We start from the raw sequence: 19,420 nt of genomic DNA on the forward strand, positions 1-19,420 counted from the left end.
GATAGCGCTTTGTCGGGGCCGGGCCTCGCAGGGCCCGGAACTAAATGCGACTATGACCCAACCCTTTGTCCACCTAAGAATTCACTCAGAATTTTCCCTGATCGATGGCCTGGTAAGAATCAAGCCGGCCATCGCCCGCGCCCAGGAGCTGGAAATGCCGGCCCTGGCGATTACCGACCAGTGCAACCTCTACGGGCAGATCAAATTCTACCGGGCCTGTTTGGGTTCCGGTATCAAGCCGATTACCGCAGCGGATTTTTGGCTCAGCGAAGGCGGTGAGGGCAAGCCTACGCTGATCACGCTCTATGCGATGAACGCCGATGGCTATCGCAATATTACCGAGCTGATTTCCCGCGCCTGGATGGAAGGCCAGTACCACGGTAATGCCTATATCAAGCGCGAATGGGTTAAGGAGTACAGCGAAGGGGTGCTGATGCTGTCCGGTGCCAAGTACGGCGATGTGGGCCGTGCATTGGTAGCGGGGCGCCGCGCCCAGGCGGAGGAGCTGGCACGGGAGTGGGCGGAGTTATTCCCCGGCCGCTATTACCTGGAGTTACAGCGCACCGGTCGCGCCGGCGATGAGGACTACCTGCACTCGGCGGTGAAGTTGGCCCAGAACCTGAACTTGCCAGTGGTCGCCACTAACGACGTGCGCTTTATGGACGAGAGCGAGTTCGAGGCCCACGAGGTGCGCGTCTGTATTCACGAAGGCCGCGCTCTCGATGACCCCCGCCGCGAACGCCGCTATTCCGCGCAGCAGTATTTCCGCACACCGGAGGAGATGTGGGAGCTGTTTGGCGATATCCCCGAAGCCCTGGAAAATACCGTGGAGATCGCCAAGCGCTGCTCCGCACCGATCCAGTTGGGTAAATACTTCCTGCCGGAATACCCGATTCCCGAGGGTATGACCGAAGACCAGTTCTTCGAAAAGGTCTCCTATGAAGGTATGGAGCGGCGTCTCGCCACCATCCTCGACAAATCCGCTGCAGACTATGCCGAGCGCCGCCAGGTCTACGAAGACCGCCTGCGCTTTGAGCTGGATATCATTATCCAGATGGGATTCCCCGGTTACTTCCTGATCGTAATGGACTTTATCCAGTGGGCCAAAGACCACGATATCCCGGTGGGCCCGGGGCGGGGTTCCGGTGCCGGCTCCCTGGTGGCCTACTCGCTGGATATTACCGATCTGGACCCGCTGCAATACGATCTGCTGTTCGAACGATTCCTGAACCCGGAGCGGGTGTCGATGCCCGACTTCGATATCGACTTCTGTATGGAGAAGCGCGACCGGGTAATTGGCTACGTTGCGGATAACTATGGACGCCAAGCGGTGAGCCAGATTATCACCTTCGGAACCATGGCCGCGAAGGCGGTGGTGCGAGATGTGGCGCGGGTGCAGGGCAAGTCCTACGGCCTCGCCGACAAGCTGTCCAAAATGATTCCCCCCGATGTGGGCATGACCCTGCAAAAGGCCTTCGACCAGGAAGAGATCCTGCGGGAATTCCTCGATCACGATGATGAGGGCCAGGAAATCTGGGAGATGGCCCTGCAACTCGAAGGTGTGTCCCGTAACGTGGGCAAGCACGCCGGTGGTGTGGTTATCGCCCCCACCAAGCTCACCGACTTTGCGCCGCTCTACTGTGACGAGACCGGTGCGGGTCTGGTAACCCAGTTCGATAAAAACGATGTGGAAGATGCGGGCCTGGTGAAGTTCGACTTCCTCGGCCTGCGGACGCTGACCATTATCGACTGGGCCAAGCGCATGGTGGACGAGACCCGTGCGCGCGAGGGTGAGGAGCCCCTGGATATTGCCGCGCTGCCGCTGGACGATGAAGAAACCTTCAAAATGCTCAAACGGGCAGAGACCACGGCGGTATTCCAGCTGGAATCCCGGGGTATGAAGGACCTGATCAAGCGCCTACAGCCGGACAACCTGGAAGATATGATCGCCCTGGTGGCCCTGTTCCGTCCGGGCCCGCTGCAATCGGGCATGGTTGATGACTTTATTAACCGTAAGCACGGTCGCGCCCAGGTGGCCTACCCAGATGCCAAATACCAGCACGAAAAACTGCAACCGATCCTGGAGCCCACTTACGGGGTTATTGTCTACCAGGAACAGGTGATGCAGATCGCCCAGGAATTGGCGGGCTATACCCTCGGTGGCGCCGACCTGTTGCGCCGGGCGATGGGTAAAAAGAAACCGGAGGAAATGGCCAAACAGAGGGCCACTTTTGAAAATGGGGCAAAAGAGCAAGGAATTGACCCCGAACTTGCGATTAAGATCTTCGACCTGGTAGAGAAGTTCGCAGGCTATGGTTTTAACAAATCGCACTCTGCGGCTTACGCACTGGTGTCATACCAGACCGCTTGGCTGAAAGCGCACTATCCTGCCCAGTTTATGGCGGCGACCATGTCTTCGGATATGGATAAGACCGATAAGGTGGTGACCTTTATCGAAGAGTGCCGAGCCATGGAGCTGGTGCTGGTGCCGCCGGATGTGAATCTGGGCAGCTTCCAGTTCTCGGTGGATATCGACAATCGCATTATCTACGGTCTCGGTGCGATTAAGGGCCTGGGTGAAGGTCCGATTGAAAATATTATTGCGGCGCGGGAAGAGGGCGGTCCCTTTACCGATTTGTTCGACTTCTGCTCGCGGGTTGACCCGCGCAAGGTGAACAAGCGCGCGCTGGAGGCACTGGTGCGCTCTGGGGCACTGGATAGCATAGGCCCGGATACCAATGGTGCCGACGGCCTGGATTACTCCCGCGCTGTGCTATTTAACGCGCTGGATGAAGCGGTAAAAGCGGCGGAGCAGCAAAAGGCCAATGCCAATGCGGGCATGATGGACCTGTTTGGTGAGGTGGTGCCTCAGGCATCTGAAGGCGATGTGTACGAGGATTTCCGCCGCACGCGCTGCTGGAGTATCCGCGAGCGCCTGGAGGGCGAAAAGAACACCCTGGGCCTGTATCTCACCGGGCACCCGATTGACGAGTATGCCGGTGAGTTAAAACACCTGGTGAAGGCGCGAATCGCCGATTTGAAACCCGGCCGGGAATCGCAAAAAGTTGCGGGTCTGGTTGTGGCGATGCGGGTAATGAAAACAAAACGCGGTGATTCCATGGCTATTGTTACCCTGGATGACCGCAGTGGCCGTATTGAAGCGGCCATGTTCAGCGAGGCCTTTGGCGAACATAGAGACAAGTTGGCCAAGGATGCTCTGCTGGTATTGGATGGACCGGTTGCCACTGACGATTACAGCGGCGGCCTGAAGATGACAGTAAACAGCGTTTCCACGCTCGATGAGCTGCGCCAGAGCCGGGTGACCGGGGTGCGTTTGCGAGTGGATAGCGGCAGTGTGGCACCGGGGCTGGCCAAGCGGCTGGCCGCTTGCCTGCAACCCTATACCGGTGGTCAGTGCGGGGTCAGCCTTGAGGTTTCCCGCCACGATGCCCGGGGCTTGTACCGACTGCCGCCGCAGTGGAACGTAGAACCAAACGACCAGATGGTCCAGTCTCTCAGGGAACTGTTGGGACGTGAGCAGGTGGCGCTTCAATACGCACAACGGCGTTAAAATCTACCGGGCTCGACTGGCTGGTTCTGTACAGTTAAGCTATGCCGCTGTGATAGCCCGGTGGTAACAAAAAGAGTTAAAGGCGCAGATTTCATGAATTTTAATTTTCTCGAGTTTGAGCAGCCAATTGCAGAGCTGGAAGGCAAGATAAAAGAGCTGCAGCTTGTGGGTGATGACAACGAGCTGAATATCGCCGATGAAGTTACCCGGTTGCGGGAGAAGAGTAGAACTTTGACCGAGTCCATCTACTCCGACCTGAGCCCATGGCAGGTCGTACAGGTAGCCCGCCATCCGCAACGTCCATACTCAAAGGACTATATTGAACGCTTGTTTACCGATTGGGATGAGCTGCACGGCGACCGTCACTTTGGTGATGACAAGGCGATTATCGCCGGTATCGCGCGCTTAAATGGCAAGCCGGTAGCGGTGATTGGTGAAGAGAAAGGCCGCTCTGTAAACGAGAAGGTTGCGCGTAACTTTGGTATGCCGAAGCCGGAGGGTTACCGCAAAGCCCTGCGTGTTATGGAAATGGCCGAGCGCTTCAAAATGCCGGTGCTGACCCTGATCGACACCCCGGGAGCCTATCCGGGTATCGACAGTGAAGAGCGCGGTATCAGTGAAGCCATCGCCCAGAATCTGGCAGTGATGTCCCGCCTGCGCACGCCGATTATTTGTACCGTGATTGGTGAAGGTTCCTCCGGTGGTGCACTGGCGATCGGTGTGGGTGACCAGCTGAACATGCTGCAGTACTCCACCTACTTTGTGATTTCCCCTGAGGGTTGCGCCAACATTATCTGGAAAACGGTCGAGAAAGCGCCTTTGGCCGCTGAGGCGATGGGGGTGACTTCCAGCGTGTTGGAAGAGTTGGGTATTGTGGATGAAACCATCCCCGAACCTCTCGGTGGCGCTCACCGTGACCCGGATGCAATGGCCAATAACCTCAAAGACCGTCTCAGTGAGCAACTGGACCAGCTGAGCAGCATCCCCATTGATGAGCTGCTGGAGAAGCGCTATCAGCGCCTGATGAGCTACGGCAATATCGTTTCCTAAGCTGCTTTTTTGCTATAGGGAGTTGTTCATAGGCTCCCTAGATCCTTTTCCTGCCGTGCCAAGTGTATAAACTTATTGTCCTTGTGCGCGGTTGGTGTTTCCTTCCTAGTCCCTTCTTTCCCTACTCATAGATAATTGCGCTTGTGTATCATTTTCCGCGAGATTGAGTTTTCCCTTTCGCTGTCCCTCTGCCTGAAAAAACCACTATTTACAGGGCTGCCTTGTGGACAGTCTCGTCAATACAGATAGGTTATTGGACTCCCGGGAAGTCTTAGTGGGAAATAAAGTACTCAAACAGGTCGATCTCCTCTTTCGGGTGAAGCCGTTGAGAAAGCGGTTTAGCTGGCCCGATAGCAGACAGTCTGGAGCTTGACGGCCGCTGTATGTCCACGCTGCCTCCATTTTGAACCCCCTTATCGAAAAGCCCTCTGAGGCGGCGCTACCTCCATGATAGAAAGTACCAACAATAAAGATTGGTGCAATAGGCACAGGTTTGCCCGGATAAAAATATCGACCGGAGAGGCCTGTGAGCTGAAGTCTCAGGATTAATAATTATGGCAATAATGCAGAGTAATACAGCAACGGATGCTGCGCAGATACCGACGGGTGACCAGTCGGGGCACAGGTTTGCCCTGGTGGCGCTGACCTCACTATTTTTTATGTGGGGCTTTATCACCTGCCTGAATGATATTTTGATTCCCTACTTGAAAGGAATTTTCGAGCTGAACTATGCCCAGGCAATGCTGGTGCAGTTCTGCTTTTTTGGTGCTTATTTCCTCGTTTCCCTGCCTGCCGGTGCTCTGGTCAGTAAAATTGGTTATCAGAAAGGGATTGTGACCGGCTTAAGTATTTCGGTGGTTGGCTGTTTGCTGTTTATCCCCGCTGAAAGAATGGAAGTCTACGCACTGTTCCTCGGTGCACTGTTTATTCTGGCTTCCGGTATTACTATTTTACAGGTTTCCGCCAACCCTTATGTGACAGCACTGGGCGATGAGCGCACGGCGCCCAGCCGCCTGACTCTGACCCAAGGCTTTAACTCCCTGGGCACCACTATCGCCCCCCAATTTGGTGCATTGCTGATTTTACCCGCTGCCGGTGTTGCAGCGGGTGCTGCCAGCGCTGCTGTTATTGAAGTTCCCTACCTGATCCTGGCCTCCGCGCTGGCGATCCTGGCTATCGTCTTTGCATTTTTGAATTTGCCAGCAATTGTCAGTAGTGCAACTTCTGAGTCTGTTTCCAATACTGAAGCCGCTTCCGCCTGGAGCTACCGTCACTTGGTGTTGGGCGCGATCGCTATTTTTGTCTACGTAGGTGCCGAAGTCTCTATCGGCAGCTTCCTGGTGAACTTTATCGCTGAGGATTCCATCGCCGGTTTGGAAGAGTCTGAAGCTGCCTTCTATATCTCCCTGTATTGGGGTGGCGCTATGGTTGGTCGCTTTGCCGGGGCTTTAATTATGCGCTTTATCTCTGCTGGCAAAGTGCTCGCAATCTGCTCTATTGGCTCCTGTGTATTGTTGTTGATTACTGTTACGGGTAGCGGCTATCTGGCGATGTGGGCGGTACTGGCTGTGGGTCTGTGCAACTCTATTATGTTCCCGACTATCTTTAGTTTGGCGCTGGCCAAGCTGGGCCCATCGACCAGTCAGGGCTCCGGAATCTTATGCCTGGCCATTGTAGGCGGTGCCATTGTGCCGTTGTTACAGGGGCTTCTGGCTGACCAAATTGGTATCCAATTGGCGTTCGTTCTGCCGATCTTCTGTTACCTCTATATTCTCTACTACGGTCTCTCAGGACACCGTACAGATAAACGCGCTTAAGTTTTCTTTTCTTCTCTTCTGAGCTCGTTTGCCGGCATTTTTATGCCGGCTTTTTTGTGTCCGGAATAAATGGCCAATTTGAAATGTATTTGATTGTGGGGGGAGGGGGTACCGGCGATCCCTGCCAGTTTTAGAGAGGTTGGGGGTTAGGAAGCTTGGGGGGCAGTTAGATCAGACTGTTTGTTGGAGTCGAGAAACTCTTTGATCGGTAAGCGATAGTTGCGACTTACTTTCAGTTTTGCACCGCTGCTCAGGGTGAGAAAGTACTCGCCTTTGGTTAAAACCTTGATATGCACAATAAAGTTCAGGTTAACCAGTGTGGACCTGTGAATGCGTTTAAAAGTGTCTGGGCAGAGTTGTTTTTGCAGGTCTTTAATAGTGCTGCGCATTACATGGGTTTCCCCTTTGGCATGCACACACATATAGTCACCCGCCGCATCGATCCACTCGATATCCGGTTGGCTAACCATGGTGATACTGCCCCGGTCTTTAATGGCGAGACGCTGGGTTGAAGTAGCGGCGTTCTCTCCGCTTGATGCTTTGCCGGCACTGCTTTCGAAAGATCGCATCAGGCGATTTTTCTCTTCCTGATGGCCATCCTCTCCTTTGGATATCATCTGTGCCTGGCGCTGGCGGGCTCGGTCGAGGGCGGTTTCCAGTCGGCGCGGGTCCAGTGGTTTGAGTACATAGTCAACTGCATGGACTTCAAAAGCCTTAAGGGCGTATTGGTCGTAGGCTGTGGCAAAGATTACCAGGGGCATGGTGTCAGCCTGCAAGTTGCGCACCACATCAAAACCGTTCATTCCCGGCATCTGCACATCGAGAATGAGTAGGTCCGGGTTGTGCTCTGAAACTGCTTGGACAGCTTCCCGGCCATTGCGACAACAGGCGAGAATATCCAGGTCCTTGCGTTCTTCGAGCATACTTTTCAGTAGTCGTAAAGCCAGGGGCTCGTCGTCCACCAGTACGACGCTGAGTTTGCTCATTGAACTTCTCCCTGTGTCAGGTGGGTTGATTGGTTGGAAATTTCCAGTGGAATATTGATGAGTACTTGCATACCGCCATCAGAGTTTTTGTTTTGTTCTATTTTGAAATCTTGCGGGTAGAGCGTCGATAGCCGCTCGCGTACGTTTTTGAGGCCCACTCCTGTTGAGGAGGATTCCGGGTCACATTCGCTGGCAAAGTGATCTGGGCAACCGGTGTCGTAGACTTCCAGCACCAGGCGATCATCGGTGTTGTGTGCGTGGATACCGATAGTGCCCCCCATTTCGTTGGGGGCTATGGCATATTTTACCGAGTTTTCCACCAGTGGTTGCAGCAACATGCTGGGCACTTGTGCGCGGCGTACGGTTTCATCGATCGACAGGTCTACGGACAACCTGTCGGCAAAGCGGGTTTTTTCAATCTCCAAGTAGAGCAATACCGCCTCGATCTCTCGTTCAAGCTCAACTTTCTGCATCGGGTCTTCTTTTAGGGAGAGCCTTAAAAAATCACTGAGGCGCACAACCATTTCCCGCGCTTCATCAGCTTGCTGGAATCGAATTAGGGCATTAATGGAGTTGAGCGTATTGAAGAGAAAGTGGGGGTTGAGCTGGTAGCGCAACATTTTTAGTTGCGCTTCATTGGCAATGGCCTCTGCTTGAAGTCTGCGGAGCTGCTCCCGTTCATGTACTGCTGCAACCTCCAGCATTTTCTTGTGCTCTTCATTGAGTAGGAAGTGATATTTTACCCCGCAGTACAGGGCGCTCCAGAATAAAAATACAAATAAAGAAGCGTAATACCAGCCGCCGAACTCAGACCAGATCGAGTGTTCACCACTGAGGCGTATATAGGCCTCCATTCGAACCAGGGTCCATATTCCCGAAATAACAGCGACAGCCAAAAGGTAGATCACGGTGCGGAAAGCGAGCTCTGATTCCCAGGCGACATCAAAAATCGGTTTTAGAAACAGGGATAATAAAAATGCAATAGCGCACTGGAATACTGTATTGACAGGCTCGAAGTGAGGCCACTCGGTAGGGGAGTGCCACAGGGTCAGTGAAAGAAAAGTGACCAGCAGTATGCCAACCCAGCTGACCAGCTGCAGTTTCCAAAACCAGCGGGTCGACTGAATTTCAGTGTTCGGTCTCGTATCTAGACGGGTCGAGTACTGCATGATTTCCCGCATATTTAGTATTGTGAAAAGGACGGGATAGACGCTCATCGTCGCGTTCATTATTATCCGCAGAATATTACCTTGCAGAAACGTGACCCGCCAGAGGGGATAGCGCCACGCTTCCGGCTTGTCCCCGAGAAAGTCCTTTTTATCTGATTTCGGGGTGAATAGTCGAGTAATTTTCGGCAATCTCGATTCAGAAGACAACTCCTCTCTATTTTTAAATGCGAGTTAATCAGCCCGGACTTCTTTGAGACTAAAGTTCAGTGGTACTTCTGTTTATCCAGCTCGACACTATTAGATTGTCTATCTGGTCAAAAACGGTAATTTGAAATTTGGTTGAGTAGATAGGTAGTTGCCAATAATTGTGGTAAAAATGTGCAGGGCCTTTAACGGCTTGAATGAATCCACAGTCGCAGAGGTGGTACTAACTTTTGCGCAAAATCATGTGGTGGCGGAAAAAATTCCGGGTGAATGGACCAACCGCTAGAAAGAAATAGTTTAGATTTGGGGATCGGTTTCCGATGAGCCAGATGTTGCCCGAATCGGGGTTCTCCTCGAGCGAGATGGCTAAATATGACACTGATGCCCGTGCCGGAGTAGCGGCCGGTGTTGCCCCGCGTTATATCAATTTAATTGCACTTACGTCCCTATTTCTAATTTGGGGATTTATTACCGGCCTGAACGATGTGCTGGTACCACACCTGAAAAATGTTTTTGAGCTGAGTTATACCAAGGCTGTCTTGGTGCAGTTTTACTTTTTTGCTGCCTATTTCCTGGTATCTGTGCCGGCAGGCATGTTGTTGAGGCGGGTTGGTTATCAGCTTGGTCTGGTGCTCGGGCTTTTGGTGGCTTGTGCGGGCTGCCTGGTCTTTATTCCCGCTGCCCGCCTGCAAATCTACGAAGTCTTTTTGCTGGGGCTGTTTGTTCTGGCTTCCGGAATTACCCTGCTGCAGGTTTCCGCAAACCCCTATGTTATCGCACTGGGCAGTGCTCGCACGGCGCCCAGTCGACTGAATCTGACCCAGGCTTTTAACTCCCTGGGAACCACCTTGGCACCGGTGATTGGCGGCGCAGTTTTCTTTGCGGGACTTACTATTACCGCTGACCCGGATACAGCGGCGAGTATTATTGAGTTCAGGGCCCGCGAAGCGGCTTTGGTGGAGACCCCTTATTTCTGGTTAGCGGTTCTACTACTGGTGATGGTCGCTTTCTTTTCCTGGATCAGGTTGCCGGCTATTCCCGAGCACCAACAGGGTGGCGGAGCGGATGGTCACGATGTGTTTTCTCTGTGGCGTTTCCCCCGCTTGACCCTGGGGGCTGTAGGTATTTTTGCCTATGTAGGTGCAGAGGTGGCTATTGGCAGTTTTCTGGTGAGTTTCTTTGGTGAACCATCAGTGGCAAAGATGGCTCCTTTTGAAGCGTCAAAGTATGTCTCTTATTATTGGGGCGGAGCGATGATAGGGCGTTTTGCCGGGGCCTTTTTGCTGCGCTTTGTCTCTGCTGGAAAAACCCTGGCGGTTTGTGGCCTGGGTTCGGTGGTACTTATAGCAATCGCGATGATGACGTCAGGCCCGATCGCGGTCTGGTCCATAGTTGCAGTGGGCCTGTGCAACTCGATCATGTTCCCGACTATATTCAGCCTGGCCTTGCGCGGGCTGGGCAAACATACCAGCCAGGGTAGCGGTATCTTATGCATGGCAATTGTAGGCGGTGCAATTATTCCTCTTTTCCAGGGAATGCTGGCTGATAGCGCCGGTATACAGTATTCATTTTTGGTGCCTCTGGTGTGTTACTGCTACATCGTTTATTACGGGGCTTTTTCACGAACCCTGCGCGGTAGCGCGGTGGAGTAGAACCTTCATTTATCCTTTCCGCCTTGTCTGCAATTTGGACCAGCCCATCGGATTTCTATTGGCCTGTAGAGACAAGTACTGCAATTTGTTGTCATTGCGAACTATGCCCACAGGGTAGCCATGACTTAGTTTTATGGCCGTTCGGTGCATACGGCATTCGCAGAACATGATTCCGACGAGAGCTGGATCTGGAGTTATCTCTAATATTTCAGCTCGGTGGAGGCAGACCGTGCACAACTGCCGGGGCAGGTGATGTGCGGCATAATAAATATGGCGATAGTAGGTCGCGCTGTGCGTAAGGCTTTGGAGATATTTCCTCTGAAGTTTGTCTGAGCGCAACTCGTAGAGCCAGTTAACAAGCGTGGAATAATTTTGGGAGTTATTCGTGAATTTTAGTAAGCGATTTTCGCTGGGCTTTGTGCTCTGTGCTTCTGTGCTCGCCGGGTGTCATTCCGAGAGCCAACAAACTGAGCCAAAAGCCGATAAAGCGCAGGCCGATACTGGCACCAGTGCCGCCGAGGGCATCGACAACTGGCCTGAACTCAAGCCAGCCTTACCACGCGATGAAAAGCTGGAAGCCCAAATCACTGAAATCATGTCCCGCATGTCTCTGGAAGAGAAAGTGGGTCAGATGATCCAGGCGGAAATCCGCAGCGTTACTCCTGAAGATGTGAAGACCTATCACCTGGGTTCCGTATTGAATGGTGGTGGCGCCTTCCCGAACAACGATAAGTTTGCCACGCCGCAAGACTGGTTGGCCCTTTCTGACGCCTTCTTTAAGGCTTCTATGGACACTTCCGATGGCGGTGTTGCGATTCCCCTGATCTGGGGTTCCGATGCGGTTCACGGCCACAACAATGTGATCGGTGCGACCCTGTTCCCGCATAATATTGGTCTGGGTGCCGCCCAAGACCCGGAGCTGATTGAGCGTATTGGCAGCGCCACCGCCCGCGAAGTAGCAGTGACCGGTATCGATTGGACTTTCGCTCCTACCGTCGCGGTAGTCCGCGATGACCGCTGGGGCAGAACTTACGAGAGCTATTCCGAAGATCCCAAGATTGTTGCGGATTATGCCGAGGCAATGGTGAAGGGGCTCCAGGGCGAAAAATCCAGCGCTGAATTCCTGCGCGGCGAAAACCTGGTTGCCACTGCCAAGCACTTTGTCGGTGACGGTGGTACGAATCGAGGAATTGACCGAGGTGATAACGCGGTTCCGGAAAAAGAACTGGCAGAGGTCCATGCGGCGGGTTACCTGACGTCTCTGCCGGCTGGCGTACAGACCGTGATGGCTTCATTCAATAGCTGGAACGGTGAAAAACTCCACGGCCACAAATACCTTCTGACCACCGTTCTGAAAGAGCGCCTCGGTTTTGATGGCTTTGTTGTGGGCGACTGGAATGGCCACGGTTTCGTGCCCGGTTGCACCGTAGAGAGCTGTGCAGCGGCGATTAATGCCGGCCTCGATATGTTTATGGTGCCGGCGGACTGGAAAGCCCTGTACAACAACACCCTGGCCCAGGCCAAGAGCGGTGAAATCGGTGCAGAGCGTATCGATGATGCTGTTCGCCGTATCTTGCGAGTGAAGATCCGTGCAGGTCTGTTTGACCGCAATATGCCGCTGGCAGGCAAAGACGGCATCCTGGGCAATCCGGAGCACCGCGCAATCGCTCGTGAAGCGGTACGCAAATCCCTGGTATTGCTGAAAAATAACGACAAGCTGCTGCCATTGGCTGCGGATCAGAATATTCTGGTTGCCGGCGATGGTGCGGATAACCTGTCCAAGCAGAGTGGTGGTTGGACGATTTCCTGGCAGGGTACCGGCAACACGCGCGCAGATTTCCCCGGTGCCACTTCAATCTTTGAAGGCATTTCATCGGCGGTTAAAGCCGCTGGCGGTGAAGCTGTATTGAGTGCTGATGGCAGTTTCTCAGATGCCACTTTTGCCAATGGCAAGGCGCCCAAGGTTGCTATTGTTGTATTTGGCGAAGAGCCCTATGCAGAGTGGCACGGCGATATTACCAACTTGGAGTATCAACGCGGTAATAAGAAGGACTTGGCACTGCTGAAAAAACTACGTGAGCAGGGTGTTCAGGTAGTCAGTGTGTTCCTTTCAGGCCGTCCTCTCTGGATTAACAGTGAATTGAATGCATCCGATGCCTTTGTTGCCGCCTGGCTGCCTGGCTCTGAAGGTGCTGGTGTTGCGGATGTGCTGATTAAAGACGCCAATGGGGAAGCCCGTTACGACTTTACCGGCAAGCTGCCATTTAGCTGGCCAATGCACAGCTATCAGAATGTCCTGAATCCATACCACGACAATTACGAGCCACTGTTTGAGTTGGGCTATGGCCTGGCTGCTGAACAGGAATCCCTGGTGAGTAACGAATTGCCGGAGACCAGTGAATCCAGTGCCGGTGGCGGTTTGGAAGAAGCCTGGCTGTTGGTATCCCGCCCGCAAGCTCCCTGGGTGTTGAATATCGCTGAAGCTGGGGCAGAGGTTGTACCTGTACACGGTAACTTCGCGGTTAGCGGAGACGATAAAAACATCACTGTCAGCTCCATCGATATGTCTTCCCAGGAAGATGCTCGACTGATTACCTGGAAAGGCCTGCGTCCTGGTGCAGTTCAGTTGTCTGCTGAATATATGCAGGACCTGAATGTCTACCTGGAAGAGAAATCTGCGCTGACACTGAATATCCGTGTCGATCAGCCAATTGAAAAGCCGGTGGTGGCTACCATGAACTGTGGTGATGGCTGTTCTGCCAAGGTACCGCTGGAGTCTGCGCTGAAATCCATGGAGCAGAAAAGCTGGACTCGGGTTTCTGTAGATCTGCAGTGCTTTGTAAAAGCCGGTGCGGACTTCGGCAAGGTGTTTAGTGCCTTTGGCTTGGAGAGTGAAGCTCCGATGGCTATTGCGGTTGCCAACGTTAAGTTGACCCCGGAAGCTGGAGTATCTGCTGATATTCGTTGTGACGGTTAAGTTACAACACACTTAAAGGGCTAATTACCCTCAGTTCTAACCGGAGCCTGTTTTTTGGTTCCGGTTAGCGGCTGAAACAATTTGTTCTCACAGGAACGGTGCCAGTGTGATGTTCTATCCTCTTGGCACTTTTTTACCCGCCAATCTCTTCTTTCCAGATATTACTATTTCTTTTATCCCATAGATTTACTACTGGGGTGGAAGGAAAGAATACACTTCACTCGAGACACGCTGTGAATACATCCCTGTAAGCTCCTAATCGGCATCCATGCCTCATAGGGTCCTATTTCCTTCTCCATTTTTAGTATATTGGATAGCGTTACCCCACGATAAATCTACCTCTCCTGATTTTTGTTATTTCACGCCTTCATAGTATTACTTGTCACAAAATTATTGCCGCTATTGGTGCTGTATTGAGTTGTCAGGCACTGCAAACGTGCAGGCAAATAGATAATTCAATAAATTTTATTTTCTAATCTTATTTAAATTTTGGAGTGGGGTAGGCTTTGCGCAGGTTCCATTTTCTCGGGAACAGAAAGGTAATTGATTTGAAATGAAGCTGCCATTCCTCTCAGGTTAGTATGACTTCGCTCTCAAAATTAGGGCTCTTGGATAGTTGGCATTCTTATTGCTGGTTATTTTTCGAGTGTTTGTTTTTCAGACCTGGCCTTCCATTGAATTATGGCGGTTATGGTGGGTTGGTTCCCTATTTGATTTTTGTGCATTTTGAGGTCCTCGGCCATGGTGGTGCCGGGGATGGTGCGGATAAATTAACTTGAAATGGAATTGGAGGAACTAATGGCACCTTGTCATATCGTTTTTTTACCAGGACTTTTCGCGCGTGGATGGATCTGGAACCAGGTTGCAGACGCTTGTCGGCAGCAGGGGCATAAAATAACTGTTATCGAGCCATCTATCCCCGAGGTTTTTATGGGTAAGTTGGATTCGGCGCACGAAATGATTAGAGAGTGTCTCCAGTTAAATGGAGATATGGATAATAATATTTTGGTCGGCAACTCGATGAGTGGGCTTATTACGTTAGATTTTGCCGCAAAATATCCTGAATTGGTGGCTGGGGTGGTTATCAGTGGAGCCCCGGGGCTTGAGGAATTGGAGGCAGGAGTTTCCCTTTCTGATTTACGCGGGTCGGTACCTGGAGCAGCAAATATACTTTGTGAGCGGGTCTTCCGAGATATTAACCGCCTGCCGAAACCGGACTACGAAAAGGGCGTCGCCGATATCAATACTATTTTCTCCACTAACGAAACGTTTAAATCAGTGGTTAAATGGCTGAATATAAGTAGGAAGTATGATGTTTATGGCAGTCTGAAGAAAGTGAGATGCCCGATCAAGTTAATATGGGGAGAGTTCGATCAAATAACACCGGCTGAATCCTGGCGATCGCTGGCCTCCCAGAATGATAATTTGGATTATTGTGAAGTGTATGATTGCGGCCACAGCCCTATGCTGGAAAAGCCTGAAGAATTTTATCAGCTTCTCTCTGGGTATCTTCTTGGTATAAACAGGCCCTTGGCGCGGACTGCTTGATGACAAGCATTTCCCGGGTGGCTCGAGATGCATAGCTATGACAGAAGTTGCGCTTGTCATAGCTATGTATCTCGAAGGCTGTTATTAGTGTTCTCGCGAAGTTTTTTCTTCGAGATGATAGTCGGGTCGTTAGGTTCCCTGCATATAGTCTGTAATTGTTTTTTCCTCAAAGTTAATGTCAGAAAACAAAGCTTGTACTTCGGGGCCTGTAGGTGATTGGGCAAGAAAACCAATCCTGGTGGACTTGGAGGTCTGCAGGGAAAATGATCGAAGGTATGACCAGTGTCTGCTATCCTCTGAGTGATAAAAGAAGTATGTAGTCCCTTTCCTCGCAATTTTTAGATATCTGTATTCCCTCTGGGTTTCTATATGATAGGCATCGTCACCACCTTTATAAACGACGGTAGACGCTATGCCATTTTTGCCAGAGTTAAACCTCTCAAGTAGAAGTTTTGCCCAGTTTCCCTCGTCTGCATAAACAATTAAAGCGGCTCCATCAAAGTTTTTCTCAAGGTCTACAGAGACTTTTGCGGAAAAAATAAAGTCAGTTTTCGGTGCGAAAAGTAACCTTGGGGCATTGTCTATTTGATAAGAGTTGTCGGCATTGGTGAATAAATCGCTGCCTTTTGTGGCGGTGATGGTGATTTTTGAAGGTGCGATACTTGGTTCTTGAATGGTGTGCTGTTTTTCCAGCGGATAAGGAATTCTTAAATAGTCGTAAGTTTCTGGGGCGGCTGTCATTGCTATGCAATTGCTGGCTTGAAGTATCAAAGTCAATAGGGCGGGGAATAGGTATTTCATGATTTTATATCCTTTCTAGTGGACATATACGATGAAAGGTATTGCTGAAGATTTGCTTTTGATTTTATAAGCGCCTCTATTGTTTCCATACCCTTTGGCGCAGTCTCCTGCTCAAGAATAATCCACTGGCTGCCGCCGACTTCGATACTGGCCTCAATAATTGAAGGCCAATCTATTAGATCCATGCCGATTATAGGGAGCCTCTGAATAACTCCGTAATGTCTCTGCGGGCCTTGAAGGCTGCAGATGTTAGGCGCAGCTCGCCGCGAATGGCCGTAGCCCTTTGCAAGAGCTGCAACGCAGCAGCTGTAGCCTTCAAGGCCCGCCCTTCGGGGCTCGCAGAGCGATTCACACTCCGCGTTGCAACTTCTTGAAAGGTCTAGACATTCCTGCGAAGCCGCGCCTTGATTGTGAACCGCTTTGCAAGCCAGAGGTATCACGGAGTTATTCAGAGGCTCCCTAGCTTTATTGTTAATATTCTCATCAGGAACCCAGGATTTAAAGTGAGTGGTATAGGTTCGCCCCGGATATCGTTTTAGATAGCTGATAGGATCTTTGCCTGCCGCAGAAATCCAGCCGATGTCTAACTGCAAAATGAAATTGTCATCAGTAGACTGGGATATATAGTCCCAGAAAGTTGTGTTTTGGTAAGTGGAAAATTCTTTATCGTGATTATGAAATCCCATTTTCAAACCGTACTTGGAAAGAACGGATTGCGCACTGCGAAGCTGCGATATTAACTTGTCTACCCCGTTAGGGTCCCAGCTTCTCGGGTCCCAGCCAACAATTAGGTATTCGGCACCCAGGGTCTGGTAATAAGTGGCCGTTGCATCAATTGATTCCGGGAGCAGCTGGGTAATAGAAACGTGTGCACCGCTCACTTTTAGCTTTAATTGCTCCAGTAGAGAGCGGAGTTCCTTTGGCTTTTCTTTGTACGGCCCTAGTTCCGTAGCCAGTTCTATCGCATTAAAACCTGCTGCTTTTAGTCTTTTTAGGGTGCCTGAAAAGTCCCGGTTTAACTCATGGCGAACAGACCATAGTTGAACCCCGAGTTGGGGTTCAATTTTCTCAGTAGTCATATTCACTTCTATTGCGACTGATTTTAAGGTGGGTAAAGTTGTCAAGAGAAGAGCTGTAAACAGATTGCGAGATAAATTTCGTAGGCTTATCACTTTTATAATCTCCCCGCAGAAAGTTCGCTGGCTGCATAGTTTGCGGCTCGAGCAGTTAATGCCATAAAAGTTAGAGAGGGGTTTTGAACTGCTGAAGAGGCGAAGCAGGAGCCATCGGTTACAAAAAGGTTGGGTATATCGTGCGATTGGTTGTGCCCATTTAAAACTGAGTTGGTTTTATCACTACCCATTCGTGCTGTGCCTACCTCATGGATGGCACTTCCAGGGGGGTATTTATCACTAGTGACTTGTCCACTAACTTCACTTAGTCCCAAATTCTTAAGCATAGCTTGCATGGTCTCACAGGCATCCTCCATCATTAGGCGCTCATTTTCAGACCATTGGCAATTGATATGTAGTTGCGGGATTCCCCACTTATCTTTTTTGGTGGAGTGGAGGCTGACCTGGTTTTCGTGCCTCGGTAACATCTCTCCCTGTGCACCGATCCAAAATCCCCAGCGCCCAGGTTGTTGCAGTTTTTCTTTGAAAGATTTTCCAATCCCCTCGGAAGCAGCCATTGTCCGCCAGTCCTGCCGATAGGCGCTTCCTGAAATCTGGTAGCCGCGCTTGTAGTGCTTTCGGTAAAGTTCGGGGCGATATTGGAAATTGGGAATCAGGATGCCGGTTGGTCTCCACCCGGAGAAGTACTCATCTTCATAACCATCAATAAAGCCGTGGGCTGAGGCATTGTAATTGTGGTCCATAAGGTAGTGGCCCAGTACACCAGAGCTGTTGGCGAGCCCCTTGGGGAAATGCTTGTTGGCTGAGTTGAGGAGTATTTGGGTTGAGCCCAATGTGGATGCGCAGAGGAAAACGATTCGGCCAAAATACTCTCGTTGTTGCAGGGTTTCGCTGTCGATTACCCTTACGCCAGCTACTCGGTTCTTTTGCGAGTTGTAAATAAGGCTGTGTACCACGCTATTACTGGCAATTTGTAGTTTGCCGGTTCTCATTGCGGCTGGCATGGTGGCGCTTTGTGTAGAAAAGTAGCCGCCGAATGAGCAGCCTCGTTGGCACTGGTTACGAGCTTGGCAGTTGTATCGGCCTAGGGCTACCTGTTCCCGGTTTGGTTTGGTCAGGTGAGCAGCTCTTCCAATAATGAAATGCTTATCACGATACTGCTTTTCAAACCTGGACTTGATGTCTAGTTCACACTGGTACATCTCAAATGGTGGTTGGTATTCGGAGTCTGGCAGTTGCTCAATATTGTCCGTATTGCCACTGATTCCGGCAAAGCGTTCGACTTTGCTGTACCAGGGTGCAATATCCTTGTAGCGAATGGGCCAATCAACTCCTACGCCATCACGTTTGTTTGCGAGAAAGTCGTGGTTACTAAATCGATATGACTGCCGGAACCAGAGAAGGCTTTTGCCTCCTACTTGATTGCCGCGAATCCAGGTAAAGTCTGAGCCGGGCTCTGTGGAGTAGGGTTGTTCGTTGTCATTGCAGAAAAAATGCTTGGTGCTTTCATTGAGAAAAATACTACGACTTTGTATCGGATAGATTTCTTTTTTCTCTTTCAGGTTCATTTTAGTACGGAGCGGGAATTCCCAAGGTCCCTTGTTTTCTGTGGGGTAGTCCTGACCGTGTTTTACCATCCGGCCCCGATCTATCATCAGGGTATTTAATCCCCGTTCGGTTAGTTCTTTTGCTGCCCAGCCGCCGCTAATACCTGATCCTATAACAATCGCGTCAAATATCTGGCTTTCTTTTTGGATCAATAATTCATCATTTTGCATAGTGCTTTCCTTTAAATACGTGGCAGTGAACCCCAGGCCTTCCCGGTTTGATCCAATGGAACTGAACCTTTGAATCCACCGGGAATTGCTTGGTAAGCAAGCTCACGGGTGGCTCCGGTAAAGCTGGTGTAGTAGCCAAGGCACACCAGGAATTTAAGATTCCTGAAATCTTGCTGTAAGTCTGGGTTAAAGGGGGCTATTCCGGTATCGAGTGATTCGAGTAGAGCAACCGATTGTTCTGGGGCAAGATGAATAAAGGGGTGTCCATACCGGGTGGTGGCACGCTCATCCAACTCATGTAAGAGCTTTTTGGTTTTTAGCTGGGTCTGCTCTTCTATGCAGTCGGTTAAATAGTGATCGACAAATAAATGGCACTCTGTTTCAGCTGCGCCGGGAGTATCCGTTGCGGGTATCAGGTGGGAGCAGATTTTGTGCAGGGTGGTGAGTTGTTCAATAGAGAAAAGCCGTGCCCGGTAGGCGTCAGTTCTTCGCGATTTGAAAAAATTATCTGCTGCCGCAAGAGCTTGCTGCTCTGTGCAGGTTAGGGCCAGAGAGGTCCCGCCCACAGTGGCCAGTCCTTGAATAAATTTCCGACGGTTTATCATCCCGGTCTCCCCTTGTTGCTTGAAGAGTTAGTTCTTTTCTGGTGAATCGATACTGGTAGGGAGATTTTGTCTTCGGGGCTCAAGCTCGTCGTCTTGATTTGTGGTAATACCCAAATCTGGACGTACAAA

The 19,420-nt window shown here is 51.1% G+C and carries 12 protein-coding genes; 6 read left to right on the forward strand and 6 right to left on the reverse strand.

The genetic code is table 11. From position 1 onward, the window contains the following. The first annotated feature begins 52 nt into the window (after positions 1–52). The 3 genes from dnaE to ACJJIQ_RS02820 all read left to right on the forward strand — a co-directional run bounded on the left by dnaE (position 53) and on the right by ACJJIQ_RS02820 (position 6,438). Positions 53–3,571, forward strand: a complete 3,519-nt coding sequence (dnaE, locus tag ACJJIQ_RS02810) for a DNA polymerase III subunit alpha (protein ID WP_445363645.1) — start codon at positions 53–55, stop codon at positions 3,569–3,571. A 93-nt stretch (positions 3,572–3,664) separates the two neighbouring features. Further along, positions 3,665–4,621 carry an acetyl-CoA carboxylase carboxyltransferase subunit alpha gene (locus ACJJIQ_RS02815; RefSeq protein ID WP_282931792.1) on the forward strand — a complete coding sequence of 319 codons (957 nt, stop codon included), beginning with the start codon at positions 3,665–3,667 and terminating at the stop codon, positions 4,619–4,621. A gap of 554 nt (positions 4,622–5,175) precedes the next feature. Next, positions 5,176–6,438: a sugar MFS transporter gene (locus ACJJIQ_RS02820; RefSeq protein WP_413664876.1), complete on the forward strand. Its 1,263-nt coding sequence runs from the start codon at positions 5,176–5,178 to the stop codon at positions 6,436–6,438. Positions 6,439–6,584: 146 nt separating this feature from the next. Here the strand turns inward: ACJJIQ_RS02820 and ACJJIQ_RS02825 are convergent, their stop codons facing one another. Both ACJJIQ_RS02825 and ACJJIQ_RS02830 read right to left on the reverse strand, forming a co-directional pair. Next, positions 6,585–7,424 (reverse strand): LytR/AlgR family response regulator transcription factor, encoded by an 840-nt coding sequence (locus ACJJIQ_RS02825; RefSeq protein WP_413664877.1) that lies wholly within the window; start codon positions 7,422–7,424, stop codon positions 6,585–6,587. Further along, complete coding sequence (locus tag ACJJIQ_RS02830; RefSeq protein ID WP_444906000.1) at positions 7,421–8,593, reverse strand: sensor histidine kinase; 1,173 nt, start codon at positions 8,591–8,593, stop codon at positions 7,421–7,423. Before ACJJIQ_RS02830 ends, ACJJIQ_RS02825 begins: the two co-directional genes overlap by 4 nt. 524 nt (positions 8,594–9,117) lie before the next feature. Here ACJJIQ_RS02830 and ACJJIQ_RS02835 point away from each other — a divergent pair. The 3 genes from ACJJIQ_RS02835 to ACJJIQ_RS02845 all read left to right on the forward strand — a co-directional run bounded on the left by ACJJIQ_RS02835 (position 9,118) and on the right by ACJJIQ_RS02845 (position 14,974). After that, positions 9,118–10,449, forward strand: a complete 1,332-nt coding sequence (locus ACJJIQ_RS02835) for a sugar MFS transporter (RefSeq protein ID WP_413664879.1) — start codon at positions 9,118–9,120, stop codon at positions 10,447–10,449. A gap of 385 nt (positions 10,450–10,834) precedes the next feature. After that, a complete protein-coding gene (locus ACJJIQ_RS02840) occupies positions 10,835–13,426 on the forward strand; it encodes a glycoside hydrolase family 3 protein (RefSeq protein WP_445363646.1) in 2,592 nt (863 codons plus the stop codon). A gap of 798 nt (positions 13,427–14,224) precedes the next feature. After that, entirely contained in the window at positions 14,225–14,974 is a 750-nt protein-coding gene (locus ACJJIQ_RS02845) for an alpha/beta fold hydrolase (RefSeq protein WP_444927117.1), read from the forward strand. A gap of 129 nt (positions 14,975–15,103) precedes the next feature. Here the strand turns inward: ACJJIQ_RS02845 and ACJJIQ_RS02850 are convergent, their stop codons facing one another. The 4 genes from ACJJIQ_RS02850 to ACJJIQ_RS02865 all read right to left on the reverse strand — a co-directional run bounded on the left by ACJJIQ_RS02850 (position 15,104) and on the right by ACJJIQ_RS02865 (position 19,291). Then, a complete protein-coding gene (locus ACJJIQ_RS02850) occupies positions 15,104–15,775 on the reverse strand; it encodes a DUF1349 domain-containing protein (RefSeq protein WP_445363647.1) in 672 nt (223 codons plus the stop codon). Then, positions 15,772–16,854 carry a sugar phosphate isomerase/epimerase family protein gene (locus tag ACJJIQ_RS02855; RefSeq protein ID WP_445363648.1) on the reverse strand — a complete coding sequence of 361 codons (1,083 nt, stop codon included), beginning with the start codon at positions 16,852–16,854 and terminating at the stop codon, positions 15,772–15,774. Before ACJJIQ_RS02855 ends, ACJJIQ_RS02850 begins: the two co-directional genes overlap by 4 nt. Before the next feature lie 95 nt (positions 16,855–16,949). Further along, the gene (locus tag ACJJIQ_RS02860) at positions 16,950–18,686 is read right to left on the reverse strand and encodes a GMC oxidoreductase (protein WP_445363649.1); all 1,737 of its coding nucleotides are present in this window, start codon (positions 18,684–18,686) and stop codon (positions 16,950–16,952) included. 11 nt (positions 18,687–18,697) lie between these two features. After that, complete coding sequence (locus ACJJIQ_RS02865; RefSeq protein ID WP_444927121.1) at positions 18,698–19,291, reverse strand: gluconate 2-dehydrogenase subunit 3 family protein; 594 nt, start codon at positions 19,289–19,291, stop codon at positions 18,698–18,700. Positions 19,292–19,420: the final 129 nt, after the last annotated feature.

The sequence above is a fragment of the Microbulbifer maximicatervae (SeqCode) genome, assembly GCF_052468295.1.